We start from the raw sequence: 18,165 nt of genomic DNA on the forward strand, positions 1-18,165 counted from the left end.
CTGTCAGGATGCCGGGGGCTGCATTGCGCCGGCGACGGGTGCGTTGCGATCGACCGACAGGACGCCGTCCCGTTCGATCAGTTCGCCGATCTGAAGCACGCTGCGCCGCTGCCATGCCGGATCGCCGGCCGTTTCCGGTTCGCCGGATTGGTGCACAAACCAGATGATGAAGGCGCGGTCGCCCGCGACGACGATATCGGGATGCTGGCCCTTTGCCCGGTCGGTCGGGCGGGTGCCGGGTTCGGCCAGCAGATAGCCCGGTTGACGCGTCCAGCTGTCGGCATCGGGGGAGGAGAGGACGAGCAGCCCCTTCCACGCATCGCTGACCATCCACCATCGGCCGCGCCAGCGAAACACTTTAGGTCCCTCGCCGGGGGTGTCGACCACCACCTTGCCCACCCGCCAGCGGATCAGATCGTCGCTGTCGGCGGCGACGATTGCCTTGCCGCGCCGCTCGTCGTTGAACCACATCCGGTATCCGCCGCCGGGCAGGGTCACGACGCTGGCGTCGATCACCCGGTCCGAGCCCAGATCGACCGGCCCGGCACAGGTCCAGCGATCAAGGTCGGGACTGGTCAGGTGGACGATGCGGCGCGGCGCGTTCCAGTTGCCGAACACGCCGGGCACAACGGTCAGCCACAGATGCCATTGCCCGTCGATCCACTGGATTTCCGGGGCCCATAGCGTCGGGCCGGTGCAATGTTCGGGAATGGCAGCGATGCCGGCATAGCGCCAGTTCAGGCCATCGGCCGAATGGGCCATGCCGATATGCGTGCCGTGAACCCAGCGGACATCCTTTGGATCAGCGAGCGGCAGGGTGGCGCGGCGGTTGGTGTAGAACATCCGCCATTGCCGGGTGGCCGGATCCCACACGGTGCTGGCATCGGCCGCGCCGTCATGCACGGGATCGCGCAGCAAGGGAACGGGGGCGGTCGCGGGCTGACCGGCCTGTACCGCCAGGGCAAGCGCCGCCGCCAGCAGGGTCACGAGCGGGCCACCCCGTTGCGACCCCACAGCTGATCATAACGCCAGCCGGTCAGGTTTTCGACCACCGCCTTTGCCTCTGGCGAAGTCGGTTCGGTGCCGCCCGCGCGCAGATGCTCGATCTCTGCCATCAGCACGGCGTGGGTGCGCGCGTTGAGGCGGAAACGCCAGGAAGCGAGCATCCCGGCCAGCATGACGAGGATCGGGCCGAGCACCAGCAGCCAGGTGACGGTGGCAATCGCCTGCGGGCTTTGCTGAACGGCGGCGGCGCCGGGACCCTGGCTGGAGATATAGCCGCCCATGTCGATGATCTTGCCGGTGATGACGACGGCGATGGACTGGGCAACCTTGCGCACCAGGGTCATGACGCCGGCAAAAATGCCCTCACGCCGCTGTGCCGTCACTGCCTCGTCCACGTCCGGCAGATAGTTGTAGACCGACCAGGGCACGAAGTTGAGCGTGCCGCGCCCCAGACCGGTCAGCAGGATCGGCACGAACAGCCAGAACAGCAGCGCCGGGCTGAACATCGACCAGGACGGATCGAGCGCGGTCAGGAAATTGCCGCCCAGCGCATCCATCCCCTGTGCCAGCCCGGCCGGACGGGTGAGGTAAAGGGCGAGCAGCAGCAACAGGCCCGCGCCGTAAAAGCTGATCGCGATTCGATAGGCGATGACCGGCCCGGTGCGGATCACGATGTTGATCGCGATCAGCACGGAAATCAGCTGCGCCACATACATCGCGGTCAGCATCTGCGAGATGATGAGCGTCGCGCCCATCATCACCGTGACGACAAAGATGGGGAAGGCGGTGTTGAAGATATCCTGAGAGATATAGCCGCCGAGATAGATCGACAGATGCTGACGAAAGGCGCGGATGCGCAGCGTCGAGAACAGGTCGCGGAACATGATGGCGGGGATGGCCAGCGCCCGCTTCAGATCCAGCGGCTGTGCCTCGATCTGCTGTTCGGCATCGGTATAGGGGCGTTCCCAGCTGAAGATCAGCACCAGGATGACCACGAAGCTGAAGATCGCGCCGAAGATCGCGGCCATGATCAGGAAGGTGGAGGGCGAATCCTTGCCCCCCAGATTGTTGATGATCAGCGTGGGCAGATAGGAGGCGAGGATCGCCGAGCTTTGCGCGATCAGCATCCGCGCGCCCGCGAACTTGGCCTTTTTCCCGTAATCGCTGGTCATTTCCGCGGCCAGCGTTTCCCACGGGATCAGGAACATGGTGTAGACGAATTCGAAGAAGATGAAGGTGAGCAGATAATAGGTGAAGGTCTGCCCGCTGACGAAGATCAGCGCGAAGCTGGGCAACAGGGGCACGGTGGCGATCAGGAAGATCTTTCGCCGCCCGATGCGCCGCCCGATCCAGGTGTAGCGCAGATTGTCGGAGACATAGCCGATCAGCGGACAGGTGATCGCCTCAAGCAGCCGGGGCAGGCCGAGGATCAGCCCCGCCTCTGTCGCCGACAGATCGCAGAAGGTGACGAAGAAGTAGAAGAGCCAGCCGGTCACCACCGCCTGCGCCCCGGCGCCGAGCATGTCGCCCGAGCCCCAGCCCCAGTAATTGTACCAGCGCGGCTGACGCACCCCAGCCCCGACTGTTCCTCCGCTGGCCAATGCCATCCTCCCCACAGGGCATGGCTTGTGCTGCCATACCGATCAGTTCATATATTGAATGCGTATCACACAATATGGAACGGTCAAGCGCGGAGGCGAGGATGAGGAAATTTGCTTGGGCAGCCATTGCGGCCACGCTGGCGGGCGGCATCGGCATGACCGTCCCGGCACTGACCCCGGCGGCGATGGCGGAGCCGGCGGCAAGCTGGGTCGATGCGCTGACCGGTCACCGGGTGGTGCGGATCAGCCGGGTGCCCGACAGCATCAGCCTCTATTTTCATCAGAACAGCTATACCCCGCAAGGGGACAAGATGGTCGTCACCGTGCCGGACGGGATTGCGGTCGTTGACCTGAAGACCTGGGAGGTGAAGCCGCTGGTCACGCGGCCGGGGATCGCCCTCCTCTTTACCGGGCGCAAGACGCGCTCCGCCTATTTCAGTTCGCGCAGCCGCGACGATGCGGGCGGCGCGCAGACCATCTATGCCGCCGACATCGATACCGGCGCAGTGCGCAAGGTTGCCGATATTCCCGCCGGGACGATCGGGTCGATCAACGCGGACGAAACGCTGCTGCTGGGGCAGGTGGCGCTGGGCACGCAGGACCTGCGCCCCGATGGCACGCGCCAGCAGAACCGCCGGACGCCGGGCCGCGTCGTGGGGCCGGGCGAATATGACTATTCGGCGGTCGGCAAGGACGGCAAGCCGCTGACCTTTGCCGAGGCCAAGGAGGTGCGCCTGAACGAGCGGCTGGAGGCGAAGATCCCGATGGAGATCTTCACCATCGACATCCGCACCGGCGCGCGGCGGGTGGTGACGGCGTCGACCGACTGGCTGAACCATATCCAGTTTTCGCCGACCGACCCGATGCAGATCATGTATTGCCATGAAGGGCCGTGGCACAAGGTCGACCGCATCTGGACCATCCGCGCGGACGGCACCGGCAAGCAGCGCATTCACACCCGCACCATGAACATGGAAATCGCGGGCCACGAGTTCTTTTCCCCCGACGGCAAGACCATCTGGTACGACCTGCAGACACCGCGGGGCGAGGTGTTCTGGCTGGCGAGCTACGAGATCGCGACCGGCAAGCGCCACTGGTACAAGGTCGAGCGCAACCAGTGGTCGGTCCATTATTATCAGTCGCCGGACGGCAAACGCTTTTCGGGCGATGGCGGCGATGCGGAGATGGTCGCCAAGGCCCCCGACGGCAAATATCTGTACCTGTTCACGCCACGGGACATTCCCGACGTGGCCGGGATCAGCGCATCCAATGCCGCCGATCTGATCACGCCGGGCACGCTGATCGAGGAGAAGCTGGTCGACATGCGCAGGCATGACTATCGGCTGGAGCCGAACATGACGTTCACCCCCGACGGCAAATGGGTCGTGTTCCGCGGCAATTTCGAGGGTGCGACGCACGTTTATGCGGTCGAGGTGGCAAAGGCGGGACGCTGACGCCGCCCGGGTGCGGGAGCGCCTTTGACTGGGGCGTCCCGGCCGGACTTATTTCCCTTCCTCGATTCGGTATGAGGGATGCGGCGGCTGATTATAGGCGGTGTTCTGCCATGCGATCGCGTTGCGATACTGGCGGTCCTGCATCAGCGGTGCGTGGACGATGCGCGTCGGGATCGGCGTTGCGTAAATGCGCAGTTCGCTGTTGTCCGCCGCGCGCAGGATCAGTTCCTCGCGCCAGTCGCCGAGCAGGTCCGCGCTGAGCGCCGGGGTCGCCTTGGTCCCGTTGTTCGATTCCGCGCCCTCTGCCTTGAGCAGGGTCGTCTCGGCGTTCCTGGTCCAGTCCCATTTGGTGATGGTGGTGCCGCTGAGCAGTTCGCGCAGGGCGTCGCCATCCCACCAGATCGCGAAATTGGCGAAGCGCGGCTTGGTCGGCGCGATGACATTGCCCTTTACGTCGAACAGTTCCGGGCTGTTCGATGCCCAGTTTTCGGCGCCGGGATAACGCGGGTCGATATCGGCGGCGAGGCCGCGGCCGGTGTCCTGCTGAGCCGGCTTGGTCCACAGCACTTCGCCGGTGTGCGCATCGACCATTGCCGCGCCGATGCCGCCGTTGCGCCGGACATCCTCGTGCACGCCATATTTTTCCAGGCCGGGCCGGGCGGGGTCGAGATCAGAGACGTGCATGGCATCGCCATGGCCCAGGCCCGTGCTCCAGATGCCCCTGCCATCATCGTCGATGGCCATCGAGCCATAGACGATTTCGTCGCGGCCATCGCCGTCGATATCGGCGGTCGCCAGCTGATGATTACCCTGTCCGCCGAATTTCTCGTTCCCCGGGGTCGCGCTGTCGAACAGCCAGCGCATCGTCAGCTTGCCGCCGCGCCAGTCCCATGCGGCCAGCGTGGTGCGGGTATAATAGCCGCGGGCAAAGATGGCGCTGGGCAGCTTGCCATCCAGGGTGGCGATACCGGCGAGATAACGGTCGGACCGGTTGGCATAGCCATCGCCCCACCGCTTCGTCATCGCATCCGGCGTGGGGTCGGTCGTGTCCGGATCGCGGCCCGGCGCATAGGGGGCGGTCGCCAGCATCCTGCCGGTGCGGCCGTCAAAGACGCTGAGATATTCCGGCCCCTTCAGGATGCGGCCTTCCAGCGGGGCGACCTTGGTTCCGTCGGGCAGGGTCACCGCGCCGGTCCGGTCGCCCTGCGGCACCTGGCCATCCTTGCCGCGCCAGTCGGCATTGGCATCGCCGATCACCGCACCGGTGCCGTCGATGGTGCCGTCGGCGGTCTTCATCATCAGTTCGGCGCGACCATCGCCATCGAAATCGGCCGCCATGAACTGGGTATAATGCGCGCCCGACCGGATGTTGCGGCCAAGGTCGATGCGCCACAGGCGCGTGCCGTCCAGCCGGTAGGCATCGATGATCGTTTCGCCGGAATAGCCGGCAAAGGCATTGTCCTTCGAAATGGAGGGATCCCATTTCAGCAGGATTTCCGGCACGCCGTCGCCGTCCAGATCGGCCGCGCTCGCGTCATTGGCGTTATAGGTATAGGCTTCGCCCCTGGGTGTGGTGCGCCCCGCCGGGCGGTCGAGCTTCAGCGACCAATAGCCCCGTTCCCAGACGCCGATCCCGTCGGCGCAGGGCCGCTGACCCGACAGGGCAACGGCGTAGCGCGATGCGGGCGTGCCGGTGGCATCGACATGGCTGGTCGCGGTGCCGCGCACGATGCGCTTGCCATCGCGATAGAGGTCATATCGCTGACCCGCTTTGGCCATCCGCCAGCTGATGTGCACGCCCTTGCCATCGGCAGCGGGCACCGCGACCGGGGCCAGGGCGACATGGGCGGGACAGGCGGCGGGGGCCGATTGCGGCGCGGCGAGGGCGCTGGAGGCAAGCAGCAGCGATGACATGACGCTCATCGGAAAAGCTCCCGTCTAAAAGGGTGGGGTTGCGAGGAAGTCGGGGGAAGGAGGGGCGCGGAAACGCGCGGCGATGGTGCGCGCGGTTGCCGGACAGGGCGCTGTGCGACCGACATCGGACCTGTGCCACCTCCCCAAAAAGGATTGCCGAACCATGTGCTCATAGCTTCACTATGTGAAACCATATCGTATTATGTGGACCGTTCAATCGAAAAGCGGGACGGAAAAAACGCCGTCCGTCAGCCACTCGCCAATCAGAATGGGCTGAAGACCAGACGGTCGACGATCACGCCGCCGCCGGTAGCGCTCAGCACGATCCGGCGGTCGCCGCCATCGACCGGTTCGGGCAGGGTCAGAGTCAGCCGGTTGTCCAGAACCGCCTGTTTCCAGTCGTCGTTGCCGGTTTCGCGTTTTGCGCCGACCCGGAACGAACGCCCGCCCATCTCGATGGTCAGTTCCAGCGGCTGACCGTCGCGGTCGGCATAGGTGGGCAGCAGCTCGACGGCCATGCGCCAGCGACCGGGCGGAAGCGATGCGGCAAGGGTGCCGCTGACCGGACTGCCAGTCCGCGAACCGATGACGGTGCCGTTGGCGCCCAGCCCGTCGATGATGCGCCAGTTGCCGCGCGCCGCCTCTGCCTCGACCACGACGGTCGCAGTCTTGCCCTCTGTCGGCCAGTGGCGGGGCAGGGCGGGGGTGCCGACGGCCGCCGGTACCGCGACGGGCAGGGCGCGATAGGACCGCCATTGGCCATCCGCCGGTTCCGGCGCCATGATGCCGCGCCATTTGCCGCCGGCCATCGCCCCGTTATAGTGGCTCGTCAGCGCCCGGATGCGCTCGTCCGCCGCCTGGGCGCGGGCAGCCCAGCCATTGGCGGCGGCCAGATCCCGGTCGCGCAGCCGGTCGTGCAGTTCGGCGGAAAAGACGCGCTCGTTCGCCCGCATCGCCGCCTCTACCGGATAGCGGACCAGCTGGAAAAAGGCATCGCGGCGATGGGCGGGAACGCGCGCTTCGATTGCATCCAGCCGCGCGACATTCGCCTCGAACGCAGCCATCCGTTCCGCAACATCGGCGGGCGAGAGCGTGCTTGGCCGTGCGCGTCCGTGCGGCAGGAACCATTGAAGATGTTCCGGCCGACGCTGAAAGTTCAGGCGGTGATGCTCCGCCATTACGGCGGCGATTTCGGGGGCCAGCGCCGGGTCGATTGCCTCCGCCGCCCAGTGCGCGACATAGTCGTCGATCGCCCGCGCGCGCATACCCGCCACGTCCCATGCAAGGTCGAGGAAATAGCCGAGCGCCAGTTCCGCCGGCTTGATATCCCCCGCATTGGCGACCCAGATGCGGCGCGCGCCCAGATCCCATGCCCGGCCCATCTCTTCCCGGATCAGGGCGGGCGGGGTGGTCGACAGCCAGAGATAGGACAGCGGCGCGCCCAGGTAGGAAAGGTGATAATAGATGCTCGATCCGCCCGGCCGCTGCCGCTCCGCATCGTTCGGAAACTGGCGGATGTAACCGAAATTGTCGTCCGGCCACATCAGCGTCACATCGTCCGGCACGGCAAGGCCGCTGCGATAGATGTCGAGCACCTCCTTATAGGGGGTGAACACCTGCGGCGCGGAACCTGCGCCCGCCCGCGCCAGCATCGCCCGCTGATCGGCGAAGATGCGTTCCAGCGTCGCGCGCTGTTCGGCCGGGCTGGACGGGCCGACCATGCCGCTGTCGTGGATGCCGCGCATCCCCAGCGTCCAGATGCTTTCGTACCGGGCGTTGGCGGCCACCCGTTCGGACCAATAGGCGCGTACCCCGTCGCGGTTCTTCACATAGTCGAATGCGTCCGCCGCGCCCGGCCATTCGCCGACATTGTTGCGCAGCATGGGTTCGGCATGGCTCGATCCCATGACGATGGCATAGCGGTCCGCGAGTGCAGCATTGGCCGGATCGCCATTGAACGGCGCGGTCACCTTGTGCATCCCGGGCCAGAGCAGATTGGCGCGAAGGCGCAGCATCAACTGGAAGATGCGTTCATAGGTGCGCGGGCCGATCGGGCGCTCGCCCGGCGCGTGGGTGAGCGCGGCCCAGGGGATGAGGCCCCAATCCTCGTCATTGATGAAAAAGCCGCGGTACTGCACATCGGGTGCATCGGCGATGCGCGTGCCCGGCCGGATGCGGACATAGGCGCGCTGGCCCGGCGTCACATCCGCCCACCAGTGCCAGGGCGATACGCCGATGGCGCGGGACAGGGCCATCAGGCCATAGGCGGTACCGCGCGGGTCGCCGCCCATTACCACCAGGGCGCGGGGCACGCCGGGCATGGGCCGGTCGACCAGGGCGATAACATACCCCTCCCACCGTCCGCGCACCGGTGATGCATCGACCCGGCCGGCGGCGATCATGCGGTCGATCATGCCGCTCCTGCCGATGGTGCCGGCAAGGATCGGGGCGGCGCGGTCGTCCCTGCTACCCCCGCCGACCCGGTCAAGGTCGGCCCGCAATTCGGCGGCGGCAAGGGTGACAACCGAATGATCCGCCGCATCCGTGACGACCGGTGCCGCCCGTCCGTTGTCGATCAGTGCAAGGCCTGGGCCTTCGTCAAAGGCGACCCAATCCTGCCCGGCCCATGCCGGCGGTGCCAGCAACAGGGCGAGCAGGACAAGGATCGCCCGCATCAGATATAGGTGCGCAGGAATTCGCCGAGCGCGCAGATCGCCAGGCTCTGGCCATAGGGCATGGAGGTGAGGGCAATATCCTTGTAGAATTGCTGCGTGTCGCCCATCGCCGTGCCGAAGCTGACCTGCTGAAGCTCGCCCTTGTCGTCGATATTGGCCAGCACGCCGCGCACCGCCTTGATGCCGACCGCCTCGTAATGGCGGGGCAGATAGCCCTTTCGCACGGCCTTCAGGATGCCATAGGCAAAGCCTGCGGTGGCCGATGCCTCCAGATAGCTGGTCGGATCGACGATCAGCGTGTGCCACAGGCCGCTTTCGTCCTGGGTTTCGGCCAGCGTCTTTACCTGTGCCGCCAGCGTGTCGATCAGGAAGGTGCGCAGCGCATCGCCCACCGGCAGGTCTAGGATTTCGATGATTTCCGGGATGGCAATCGTGACCCAGCAATTGCCGCGCGCCCACAGCGCCTCTGCGAAATTGTGCCGGCCGTTGAAATCCCAGCCGTGGAACCACAGGCCGGTTTTCTTGTCGAACAGATATTTGATGTGGATGAGGAACTGGCGCTTGGCCTCCTCCACATAATGCGGGCGGTTCAGCAGCAGGCCGATCTTGGCCAGCGGCAACACGCTCATCATCAGCGTGTCGTCCCACAATTCGCCGGGATTTTCGTCGTTATAGACGATGTGCTGGAACCCGCCATCCTCGGTCTTGGGCAGGCCGTCATCGGCCATCAGCCATTCGCACCAGGTATCCAGATACGGGATATAGCTGGGGTTCGGTTCGTGCTCGTACAAATAGGCAAGCGTGATGAACGGCGCGACCGTATTGATGTTCTTGGTCGGCGTGCCTTCGGCAAAGCGGTCGGCAAACCACTGCTTGATGATCGCTAGCGCGGCTGCATCGCCCGTCTGTTCGAAATAGCGCCACATGCCGAACAGCCCGATGCCATGGGTCCATTCCCACCCTGCCCAGCCTTTGGTGTCGATGATGCGGCCATCGTCCAGATGCAGCAGGAACTCGCCGGTCTCATCCTTGATGTTGACCAGATTGTGCATGAGGCGACCGATTGCATCGGTCACTTGTTGGCGAGGAACATCGTGAGTCAGGGCAGCCAATGAACGTCTCCTTGGGGTGGCTGGATCGGCCAGGCGCCTGCCATGGCAGCGATCCGTATCTCTGGTGTTACAGACAGGGGGCGGGAAAGCGCGGCGGGGATCACCAGCCGTGCCTTTTTGCAAAGCGGTCGAACAGGTCGGGCCAGGGATGGGGCCTGCCATCCTCGATCAGCGGCAGGTTGTGGCCGCCCGTTTCAAAGATCATCAGTTCCGACGGAATCTTCGCCGCCTGAAGCGCGCCGAACATGGTCAGGCTGTTGGCGGCCTTGACCACCGGATCGTCGGCGGCGTGCGCGACAAAGGTGGGCGGCATATCGGCCGGCAGGTCGCGTTCGGCCGAATAGCGTTCGATCGTGGCGGCATCGGGCGTCCGGCCGATCAGTTCGCGCCGCGACGGGGCGTGGGCGACGTCGCCCGCCATGGTGATGACCGGAAAGAACAGCCCGGCGACGCGCGGCCGCGCCGACAGCCGGTCGGTCGCATCCATCGGGCGATAGGTTTCCAGTGCAAACCGGCTGGCCAGCCGCGCGGCAAGATGCCCGCCCGCGGAGAAACCAATGACCGCGATCCGGTCGGGATCGATGCCCCAGGTCGCGGCACCGGCCCGGATCAGCCGCATCGCGCGCTGAGCATCCTGAAGCGGCGCGTCCGGTCCGGCGGCCCAGCCATCGTGCGGCAGGCGATAGAGCAGTTCGAACGCCGTGACCCCGCGTTCGTTGAACATCCGGGAAATCGACGATCCCTGCCGGCCCAGCGCGACGCGGGCATAACCGCCGCCGGCGATCATCAGCACCGCCGCGCCATTGGGCTTTGCCGCGGGCAGGACATTCAGCATCGGCGTGGCAACGTGCGGCCAGGCGATATCGTCCGGCCCGCCATTGGCAGAGCGCAGGACGAACTCGTCCTTTACCGTCAGCCCCTGACCGCCGGGGGCTGGGCCATTCCAGATCGGAAAGCGGGCCGCGACGCCGCCCGACGGGACAGCCGCCCGCGATGGCAGGGGCAGGGCCGCCGCCATGGATGCGCCAAGCAGGGTTCGCCGGGAAATCGTCATGGCCGCGCCATGCCCGTTCCGACGGTCAGGCCGTAATCGGTCGCCATCGTGCGATAGAGATTGAGGAATGCCGGATCGGCGTCATAGCGGCCGCCATGATCGCGGGGCGGGCGCGGCGTTGATGCAGCCGCCGGGTCGGGGGTCGATCCCGGTGCCTCCGCAGCATTGATCCCCTGAGCCAGCAAGTCCGGTCGCGGCCCTTCGCCAGCGGAAACGCCGTTCTTCAGGAACATCGCCTCCTGATGCCGGGTCGGTTCCCAGATGAAGCTGCCCTGTCCGCGCGGCAGCGCCCGGACAAGATCGTTGAGGTAGCGTTTGCGCGACGAGTATTCGAGCACGATCAGGCCATGGTCGGGATACCGGTCCATGAACTGCGCAAAGCAGCGTTCCCAGTCGCCCTGCGCCTGTTGCTGGTAACAGGACAGGCCGATGCTGTCGAAACGCACATCCCGGCGCAACAGATTGTCCATCCAGTCCTGAACGATGCCCCAGTGCCGGCCAAGATGATTGTGCAGCACCAGCGTGGCATCCGGCACCGTATCGCGTGCCGCCGCCAGCCCCGCCGACAACAGCGCGGCATACCGGTCATGGGCGCCGGGCTGGCCGGACTGGCGATGGCGGGAATCGGTCACCGGATTGCCCGTGGGCAGTGCTGCAGGAATCCGCCCCTCCGGCCACAGCATGCCGAAGGTGGTTTCGTTGCCGATGACGATCATGTCGGGGGCAACGCCCGCCAGCTTCATCGCCGACAGCGAGTCGACCGTATGACGGTGCACCGCATCGACCAGCTTGCCAAAGGACAGATCGGCCCAGGCGGCGGGCTTGTCCTGATGTTCCGGATCGGCCCAGGTGTCGGAATAATGCAGCGTCAGGGACAGGTGCATATCCGCCGCGCGTATCCGCCGGGCAAAGTCGATGTTGCGGGCGACATCGCACCATGGTCCACCGGGCTTGCCAGCGGAATAGCCCCTGGCCGGATCGACGAACTGTCGCAGCTTGATCGCGTTGAACCCGGCATCGCGCAGGATCGCCAGCGGATCGCGCCGAACGCCATCCTGCCAATAGGTTGCGCCAACCGCCTCGTCCTCCGGAATCCATGAGACGTCAGCGCCCATCAGATAGGGCCATTTCGCGGATTTTGCTGCGGCGGGACGCGGCGCTGCTGCGGCCAGCAATGCACCCCCGCCGACCCGCGCCAGATCCCGGCGGGAGAGCGCGGCAGGGGTCATTTCAGTTCCCCGGGAACGCGGGGCGCGGGTACGGCGCGGACCGGCAGGCCGCCCGCAACATTGTGCATCGTCACCAGCCGCACGTCCTCGATTGCATTGCTCGGCGCGCCGTCGCTGGTAACGGCGAGCGCGATGACATTGTCGCCGCGATGGTTGAGGATCCCTTCCGGCACGGGAAAGGTCCGCTGGGGGCCGATATGGGCAACGAACTGGCCCATGTTCCAGCCATTGACGAACAGGATCGCGCGATAGGCGACGGGGGATCGCGGCGTCTTGCCGTCGCCGAACTGCACCCCGATGGTCGCATCCTGCCCCTTTGGCACGTTCAGCGTGAACCGGGTGCGGTACCAGGTTGTCCCGGCGCGCGCCTCGGCCGCGGGCAGGGTGGCGGCGGTCCAGCCCGCATCGTCGAACCCGGGCAGGTGCCAGCCCAGCCCCTCACCATTCAGGCCGCCATTATTGGGCACCCCGCGCGCGGGATCGGCAATGTCCTCGCCCCCGCGCCGTCCGTTGATCCGCCAGCGGATCGGCACGGCAAAGTTGCGCCCATTGGCCCCTTCGATCGAGGCAAAGACGATGCCGCGCGCTTCCTTGTGGAAATCGTCGGCATCAAGGTCCCAATTATGCCCGTTGTTGCGGACCATCACGGACAGGACATGGTCGCCATCGGCGCGCGCTGCATCCGGCAGGTCGATGGTGAACACGCCCATGGTTTCCGGCCGGGGCAGCCCGCCGGGCAGGTCGTGGTGCCCGATCAGCTTGCCGTCCAGAAACACCTGAGCCATGCCCGCGCCGCCGCCGCCATAATGCAGCGTCAGCCGACGGGCTTGCGCGCCGCCCGCAAAGCGGCCGCGATACCAGACATCGCCGTCATGAAAGCCATAGGCATCCATGCTCATGTTCGGCTGACCATCCGGGCGCAGGGTGATGCTGGTATAGGGGCGGTCGTCGATTTCCTGCCAGCCGCTGTCGTCGAACCCCGGCTCGGCCTCTGGCGAACCGGCGGCGCTGCGCCAGTTGGCGAGTTGCGGCAGGGCGATATCGGCCGGTCCGGCAATGCTGGCCAGCGCGGTCCCGCCGATCCCGCCGGTGACGCGCAGCGGCGTGCCGTTCCAGCGGAGGGCGCCGATGCGTCGCGGCGTCCACAGCTCGATCGGCCCGGCAATGGCGGCATCCCCGGTCAGCGTGGCGCGCGATCCGTCGACGCGCGCGCTGCGCACCATCAGCGGCCCGCGGACCAGCACGCCGCTGGTCACGCTGAACCGCATCGCCTCCGGCTCGTCGGCGATCAGTAGGTCGAGCGGCGGTCGCCCGCCACCTTCGATGCGCACACGGGCAAGGCCGTCATGCCGGTAATCGAGGATCAGGTCGCCGCGCGCTGCATCGAACCGGTGCTGCACCTGACCCGCCAGCACGGTCACGCGCGGGGCACTGGCATAGCGCAGCAGCGTCTGACCATCCTCGTCCGCCCGGCCATAGAGCAGCATCAGACTGCGCGTTCCCTGACGCAGTGCGTGCTGAACCTCGCTGGTCGAATAGACGAGCCGCTGCCTGGCAAGGTCGACGCCCGCGACCAGCCACTTGGCATCATAACCGTCAAGGCGGAGCGGCAGGGTATAGCGCCCGTCGGGCAGGTCGGCGGTGACGGTGAAGCGCCGGTCGCCGGAGCCGTTGGACGGGTTTTGCGTCACCAACAGGAACCGCGCATCGGTTTCCGGCGAACGGTTGTGATAGACGCGCACATCCTGGCTGGATTTTTCGACAGGGGCGGCCGGGATCATGCCGGCAAGGTCGGGGACCGCGCCGATCAGGCCGCCAAGCTGTTTCAGCTCCAGCGCCTTGTCGCGCAGGCCGCGTGCCTCGTCGATCGCCGCGCCGTAATCGTAACTGGTAAAGACGACCGGGCCGGGCAGCCATCCCCAGCTGGTGCCGCCATAGCCCATATAGAAGCTCTGGATGCCGATCCCGTTGGCAAGGTTGGTGCCGTAAAACACGCGCTGATATCGGCGGCCGCGCTGAATGGCGTTGCAGGCATAGCCGCCGTTCGATCCCCAGTAATCGAACCAGCCGCCGCCGAATTCGGCCGCAAAGCCGGGCGTCTTCGGGCTGGCCGATGCACCGCCGCGCGCGCCGCCCGTGCCGTAATAGCCCCAGTCGGGGGCGGGCACGGCCTGGGTCGGGATCCCTTCTGCGGTACAGGTGCCGCCGGGATAGCCGTCAAAGGCGTAAAGATCGACCGGCCCCTCGACTGTCGTGTCGACGCCAGCACCCTTTGGCACCCAGTATCCGTTGCGTCCCTGATCATTGTGAAAGATCGGGACGGTGATGCCGTCGGCCCGCGCCCTGGCGTACAGATGGTCCATGTAGCGCCGCTGGGCAGGCGTGGTGAGCGCCAGTTCATTTTCGATCTGATGCAGGATGACCGTGCCGCCCCGCTCGCCATTCGGGCCGCCGTTGATCTGATGCCGGGCAATGATCGCGTGCACGGCGGTCAGCCATTCATCGACGGCCGCCAGATATTCCGGATCGTCAGTGCGCGCCCGCGCGCGCTGATTGAGCATATAGCCGGGATAGCCCCCACGGGTCAGTTCGGCATTCACATAGGGGCCGGCGCGGGTGATGACGTACAGCCCCTCGTCCGCCGCCATTTTCAGCAGCCGGTCGATGTCGCGGATGCCCGAAAAATCAATGACGCCGCGCTTCGGACTGTGAAACCCCCAGTCGAAATAGATGGCGACGGTGTTGAAGCCGCTCGCCTTCATCTTTTGCAGCACGTCGCGCCACAGATCGGGGGAGGGCAGGCGGAAATGGTGCATTTCCGACGACCAGATCACCGTCCGCTTGCCGTCGATCATCAGCGACCGGGCGTCGAAGGAAACCCGTCCGAACTGCTGCACAGGTGCGTTGAAATCGGCAGTGGGGGCCGCCGTCTGGGCAGCCGCCATCGCGGATGGCAGCGCGGTCGACGCCATCGCGGCGACGACGAGAAAGGCCCCCCGGCGCATCGCGATCACGCCAGGTGGAACACGCGGTCCAGCGGCCATTCGACCGGCCGGTTGTCGGCATGGGTTTCCATCAACGGGGCCATCGCGGCCCACCACCGTTTCATCACCGGATGATCGGGCAACGCGGCGCGGCCATCCGGTTCGGTAACGGTCAGCACCGCGAACAGGGCATTGCTGTCCGCATCGTGAAAGATGGAATAATCGCTGACGCCCGCTTCGTGCAGCAGGTCGACCATTTCCGGCCAGATGGCATCATGCGCGGCGCGATAGGCGTCGAGATTGCCCGGCTTTAACTGCATCCGGAATGCGTGGAGCGCCACAGCCATTCCCCTCCATCATGTGAAACCTTAGTCCACGATGCGGTATCATGGGGGCGTTGGCGGGTCAAATGGCTTTGTGATCCGAACCGCCATCCATCCCTGCATCGCGACCCGTGCAATCATCGAGGCGGATCGGTGGACGCGGGTCATCCTTTGCATTGTCCAGGGTCAGTCTGTCCAGCGTCAGGCCGACGACATGGCGGCACCACAGGCCCCAGGCGGGGGTGATGCCGAACATGCTGGGTTCGGGATAGGCATCGGCCAGTTCCGGCGGCTCCGCCGGGCTGGCGATCGGTGCTGCCGACGGAGCGAAATCCAGGCGGATGTCGGACAGGATCACGTCGCGGGCTGGATGGTCAGGCAGGCCGACGATCTGAGCGGCAAAGCGCGGGTCGATGCCGCTGGCCGTGACCCGTTCGATGCGGATGCCCCCGATGCTGCCGATCCCCGTGCCCGCCGGGCCGCGCCGCCGGTCGCCCAGCCGGACGAACAACGGAGCCGTCGTTACCTCTGTCATCACCAGGTCGCTGGCCATCACATCCGCGACCGAGCCGCCATCGACACATTCGATGGCCAGGCCGCGCGACCGTTCGAACCGGCATCGTTCGATCCGGATGCGGCGGAACGGGCCGTTGCTTTCCGTGCCGATCTTGATGCGTCCGGTCACCCGGTCACGGTCGGGCGCAAGCTGCTGCGTGCGGCCATGGCTGCCGTCCAGCATCGTGCCGCGATCCCATCCGCTGACCGTGCAGTCGCGGATCACGATATCCTCGCTTGGCGCGACATGGCCCAGCGCCAGGCTGGTCTTGATGACGATGGCGTCGTCATTGGGTGTGTTGACCCGGCAACGCTCGACCCGCGCGCGGGCCACGCAATCCAGGTCGATGCCGTCGCGATCGGTGTCGATGGCGCAGTCGCGGATCACCAGATCCTGGCACCCCGTGGCCAGGATGGCGAAATGGCCACCGTCACGGATGGTCAGCCCGGCGATATGGGCGTTGCGGACACAGCGCAGGGCAATCGCCTTGTTCCCAAGGCCCCGCATTGCCGCGCGATCCGGCTCCAGCTCGGCGATTTCGGCCGCGTTCATCCCCGCCATCGACAAGGGCCGTTCCCCCGCCTGACGCTGCCACCGGGCACCCGGCCCGTCGCGGGTCAGCCCTTCGCCATGGATGGTGCCGGGGCCGAGGATCGCGACGTCGCTGATCCCGTCGCCCCAGATCAGGCTGTTGTGCCAATGACTGTGGCCGAAATCCTGATACAGCTGATCCCCGCGATCCTCGAACGGATCATAGGCACCATCATGGCGCGCCGGGTCCGCACCGATCAGCGTCGCACCGGCCGCCAGCACCAGCGTGACGCCAGCATGCAGCCGGATCGAAAAGCTGAGATACCGGCCCGGCGGGAACAGCACCACGCCGCCACCCGCCGCCGCGCGGACCGCCGCATTGATCGCCGCCGTATCGAGCGTTCGTCCGTCGCCCACCGCGCCATGGCCGCGCACATCGACGACGCGCGCGCCATGATCGGGAAAGGGCAGGGGGGCGGGGATCAATTGCCGTCCGGCCGCCGCCGGTCGATGCTGGCGCTGGCAGGCACGCCGAATGCATCCGGAAGGAGCGGCCGGTCCGCATCGAAGGGCGGGGCGACGACATGGGGTGCCAGTGCCGGGACGGTGCAGCGCACGTCGTCGGCCACCGCATGGGCCATCAGCCAGGCGCCGTAATTGTTGTGATGCGTGATATCGCGGCCGCCATCGCTGAAGGCGAGCGGCGCGCGTTCCGGCCCCAGCGCCTCATAGATGCGGCGGCTGGCGGTGTTGAGGTCGATCAGCGGCACCTGTTCCTCTGCCGCGACCCGCTTTGCCGCCGCGACATGATCGGCCAGGGTCTGGCGGATGCGTCCGGCGTCAAAGCTGCGCCGTTCGGGCGACGTGACGATCACCGGCGTTGCGCCGCGTGACCGCGCCTCTGCGATGTAGGCGCGCAGCATCGCCGGATAGACATGGACCGGATCGGCATAGGTTTGCGGCCAATTCTGTTTCTGATCATTATGGCCGAACTGGATGAACAGGGTGTCGCCCGGCTTCAGCACCGACAACAGCTTGGCAAGGCGCAGGTCAGTGGCAAAGGATTTTAGGGTCGACCCCGACCGGGCGTGGTTGGCCACGGCGACACGGTTGTCGAGCATGGCGGTGAACATCTGTCCCCAGCTTGCCCCCGGTTCGCCCCGCTGATCGGTGACGGTGGAATCGCCGGCCAGATAGAGCGTCGGCACGTCGGCCCGTTCGATGGCGACGCTTTCCACCACGGCATCGCCGATGAATTCAAGCGTCAGTTTGTCGTCCCAGCTGAAGCCCGCCAGATCGCCGTCGGGCAACAGGACGCGGCTGCCGCCCGGTGCGTTGGCGGGCGGGGGCGGAACGTCCGGCGTGCGGGTGTTGACGACAAAGCTGGTCGTCCACGCCTTGCCCGGCGCAATGCTTGCCCGGTCGACCATCAGCCGCCGATCCTCCGCCTTGACCGTCAAACGCGCGGCCTTCCGAGCCGGCGCGCGGGCGGTGATCGTCACGCGGTGATTGCCCTCTGCCACCGCGACCGAGAACAGCCGGTTGGCGGGCGTGCTGGCCGGTTCATAGCCCGCGCCATCGGCAAAGGGCTGGTCGGGGGCGACCGGCTGTCCATCGCCAGTGCCGGCAAGTTGCCATCGGGTCTGGGCCATGGCTGGCGCTCCGGTAAGTGCCGCGAGGGTGGCGGTCAGGACAAGGATCGGCCGTGCGTATCGCATGTCAGCGCC

At 66.3% G+C, this 18,165-nt stretch carries 12 protein-coding genes; 1 reads left to right on the forward strand and 11 read right to left on the reverse strand.

Annotated elements, in window-relative coordinates:
* Nucleotides 1–3: 3 nt before the first annotated feature.
* Entirely contained in the window at nt 4–987 is a 984-nt protein-coding gene (locus ACNI3Q_RS10370; RefSeq protein WP_426276380.1) for a glycoside hydrolase family protein, read from the reverse strand.
* Complete coding sequence (locus tag ACNI3Q_RS10375) at nt 984–2,576, reverse strand: MFS transporter (RefSeq protein WP_426276381.1); 1,593 nt, start codon at nt 2,574–2,576, stop codon at nt 984–986. The genes ACNI3Q_RS10370 and ACNI3Q_RS10375 overlap by 4 nt, the downstream gene beginning before the upstream one ends.
* Nucleotides 2,577–2,707: 131 nt before the next feature.
* On the opposite strand from ACNI3Q_RS10375, the gene ACNI3Q_RS10380 reads away from it, so the two are divergent.
* On the forward strand, nt 2,708–4,060 hold the full coding sequence (locus tag ACNI3Q_RS10380; protein WP_426276383.1) for an oligogalacturonate lyase family protein: 1,353 nt from the start codon (nt 2,708–2,710) through the stop codon (nt 4,058–4,060).
* 48 nt (nt 4,061–4,108) lie between these two features.
* Here the strand turns inward: ACNI3Q_RS10380 and ACNI3Q_RS10385 are convergent, their stop codons facing one another.
* The 9 genes from ACNI3Q_RS10385 to ACNI3Q_RS10425 all read right to left on the reverse strand — a co-directional run bounded on the left by ACNI3Q_RS10385 (nt 4,109) and on the right by ACNI3Q_RS10425 (nt 18,156).
* Complete coding sequence (locus tag ACNI3Q_RS10385; RefSeq protein ID WP_426276385.1) at nt 4,109–5,983, reverse strand: rhamnogalacturonan lyase; 1,875 nt, start codon at nt 5,981–5,983, stop codon at nt 4,109–4,111.
* A 254-nt stretch (nt 5,984–6,237) separates the two neighbouring features.
* The gene (locus tag ACNI3Q_RS10390) at nt 6,238–8,649 is read right to left on the reverse strand and encodes a glycosyl hydrolase 115 family protein (protein WP_426276387.1); all 2,412 of its coding nucleotides are present in this window, start codon (nt 8,647–8,649) and stop codon (nt 6,238–6,240) included.
* The gene (bglB, locus tag ACNI3Q_RS10395) at nt 8,649–9,761 is read right to left on the reverse strand and encodes a beta-galactosidase BglB (protein ID WP_426276389.1); all 1,113 of its coding nucleotides are present in this window, start codon (nt 9,759–9,761) and stop codon (nt 8,649–8,651) included. The genes ACNI3Q_RS10390 and bglB overlap by 1 nt, the downstream gene beginning before the upstream one ends.
* 100 nt (nt 9,762–9,861) lie before the next feature.
* Nucleotides 9,862–10,815: an alpha/beta hydrolase gene (locus ACNI3Q_RS10400; RefSeq protein WP_426276391.1), complete on the reverse strand. Its 954-nt coding sequence runs from the start codon at nt 10,813–10,815 to the stop codon at nt 9,862–9,864.
* Nucleotides 10,812–12,044, reverse strand: coding sequence for a glycosyl hydrolase 53 family protein (locus tag ACNI3Q_RS10405; protein ID WP_426276393.1), 1,233 nt, complete (start codon nt 12,042–12,044; stop codon nt 10,812–10,814). The genes ACNI3Q_RS10400 and ACNI3Q_RS10405 overlap by 4 nt, the downstream gene beginning before the upstream one ends.
* Nucleotides 12,041–15,049 (reverse strand): beta-galactosidase, encoded by a 3,009-nt coding sequence (locus ACNI3Q_RS10410; protein WP_426276395.1) that lies wholly within the window; start codon nt 15,047–15,049, stop codon nt 12,041–12,043. The genes ACNI3Q_RS10405 and ACNI3Q_RS10410 overlap by 4 nt, the downstream gene beginning before the upstream one ends.
* A 5-nt stretch (nt 15,050–15,054) precedes the next feature.
* Nucleotides 15,055–15,369 (reverse strand): L-rhamnose mutarotase, encoded by a 315-nt coding sequence (locus ACNI3Q_RS10415; RefSeq protein ID WP_426276691.1) that lies wholly within the window; start codon nt 15,367–15,369, stop codon nt 15,055–15,057.
* Between the two features lie 64 nt (nt 15,370–15,433).
* The gene (locus tag ACNI3Q_RS10420; RefSeq protein ID WP_426276397.1) at nt 15,434–16,924 is read right to left on the reverse strand and encodes a rhamnogalacturonidase; all 1,491 of its coding nucleotides are present in this window, start codon (nt 16,922–16,924) and stop codon (nt 15,434–15,436) included.
* Nucleotides 16,921–18,156 carry a rhamnogalacturonan acetylesterase gene (locus tag ACNI3Q_RS10425; RefSeq protein ID WP_426276399.1) on the reverse strand — a complete coding sequence of 412 codons (1,236 nt, stop codon included), beginning with the start codon at nt 18,154–18,156 and terminating at the stop codon, nt 16,921–16,923. Before ACNI3Q_RS10425 ends, ACNI3Q_RS10420 begins: the two co-directional genes overlap by 4 nt.
* Nucleotides 18,157–18,165: the final 9 nt, after the last annotated feature.

This window comes from Sphingomonas eleionomae, from assembly GCF_049889035.1.
GTDB lineage: Bacteria > Pseudomonadota > Alphaproteobacteria > Sphingomonadales > Sphingomonadaceae > Sphingomonas.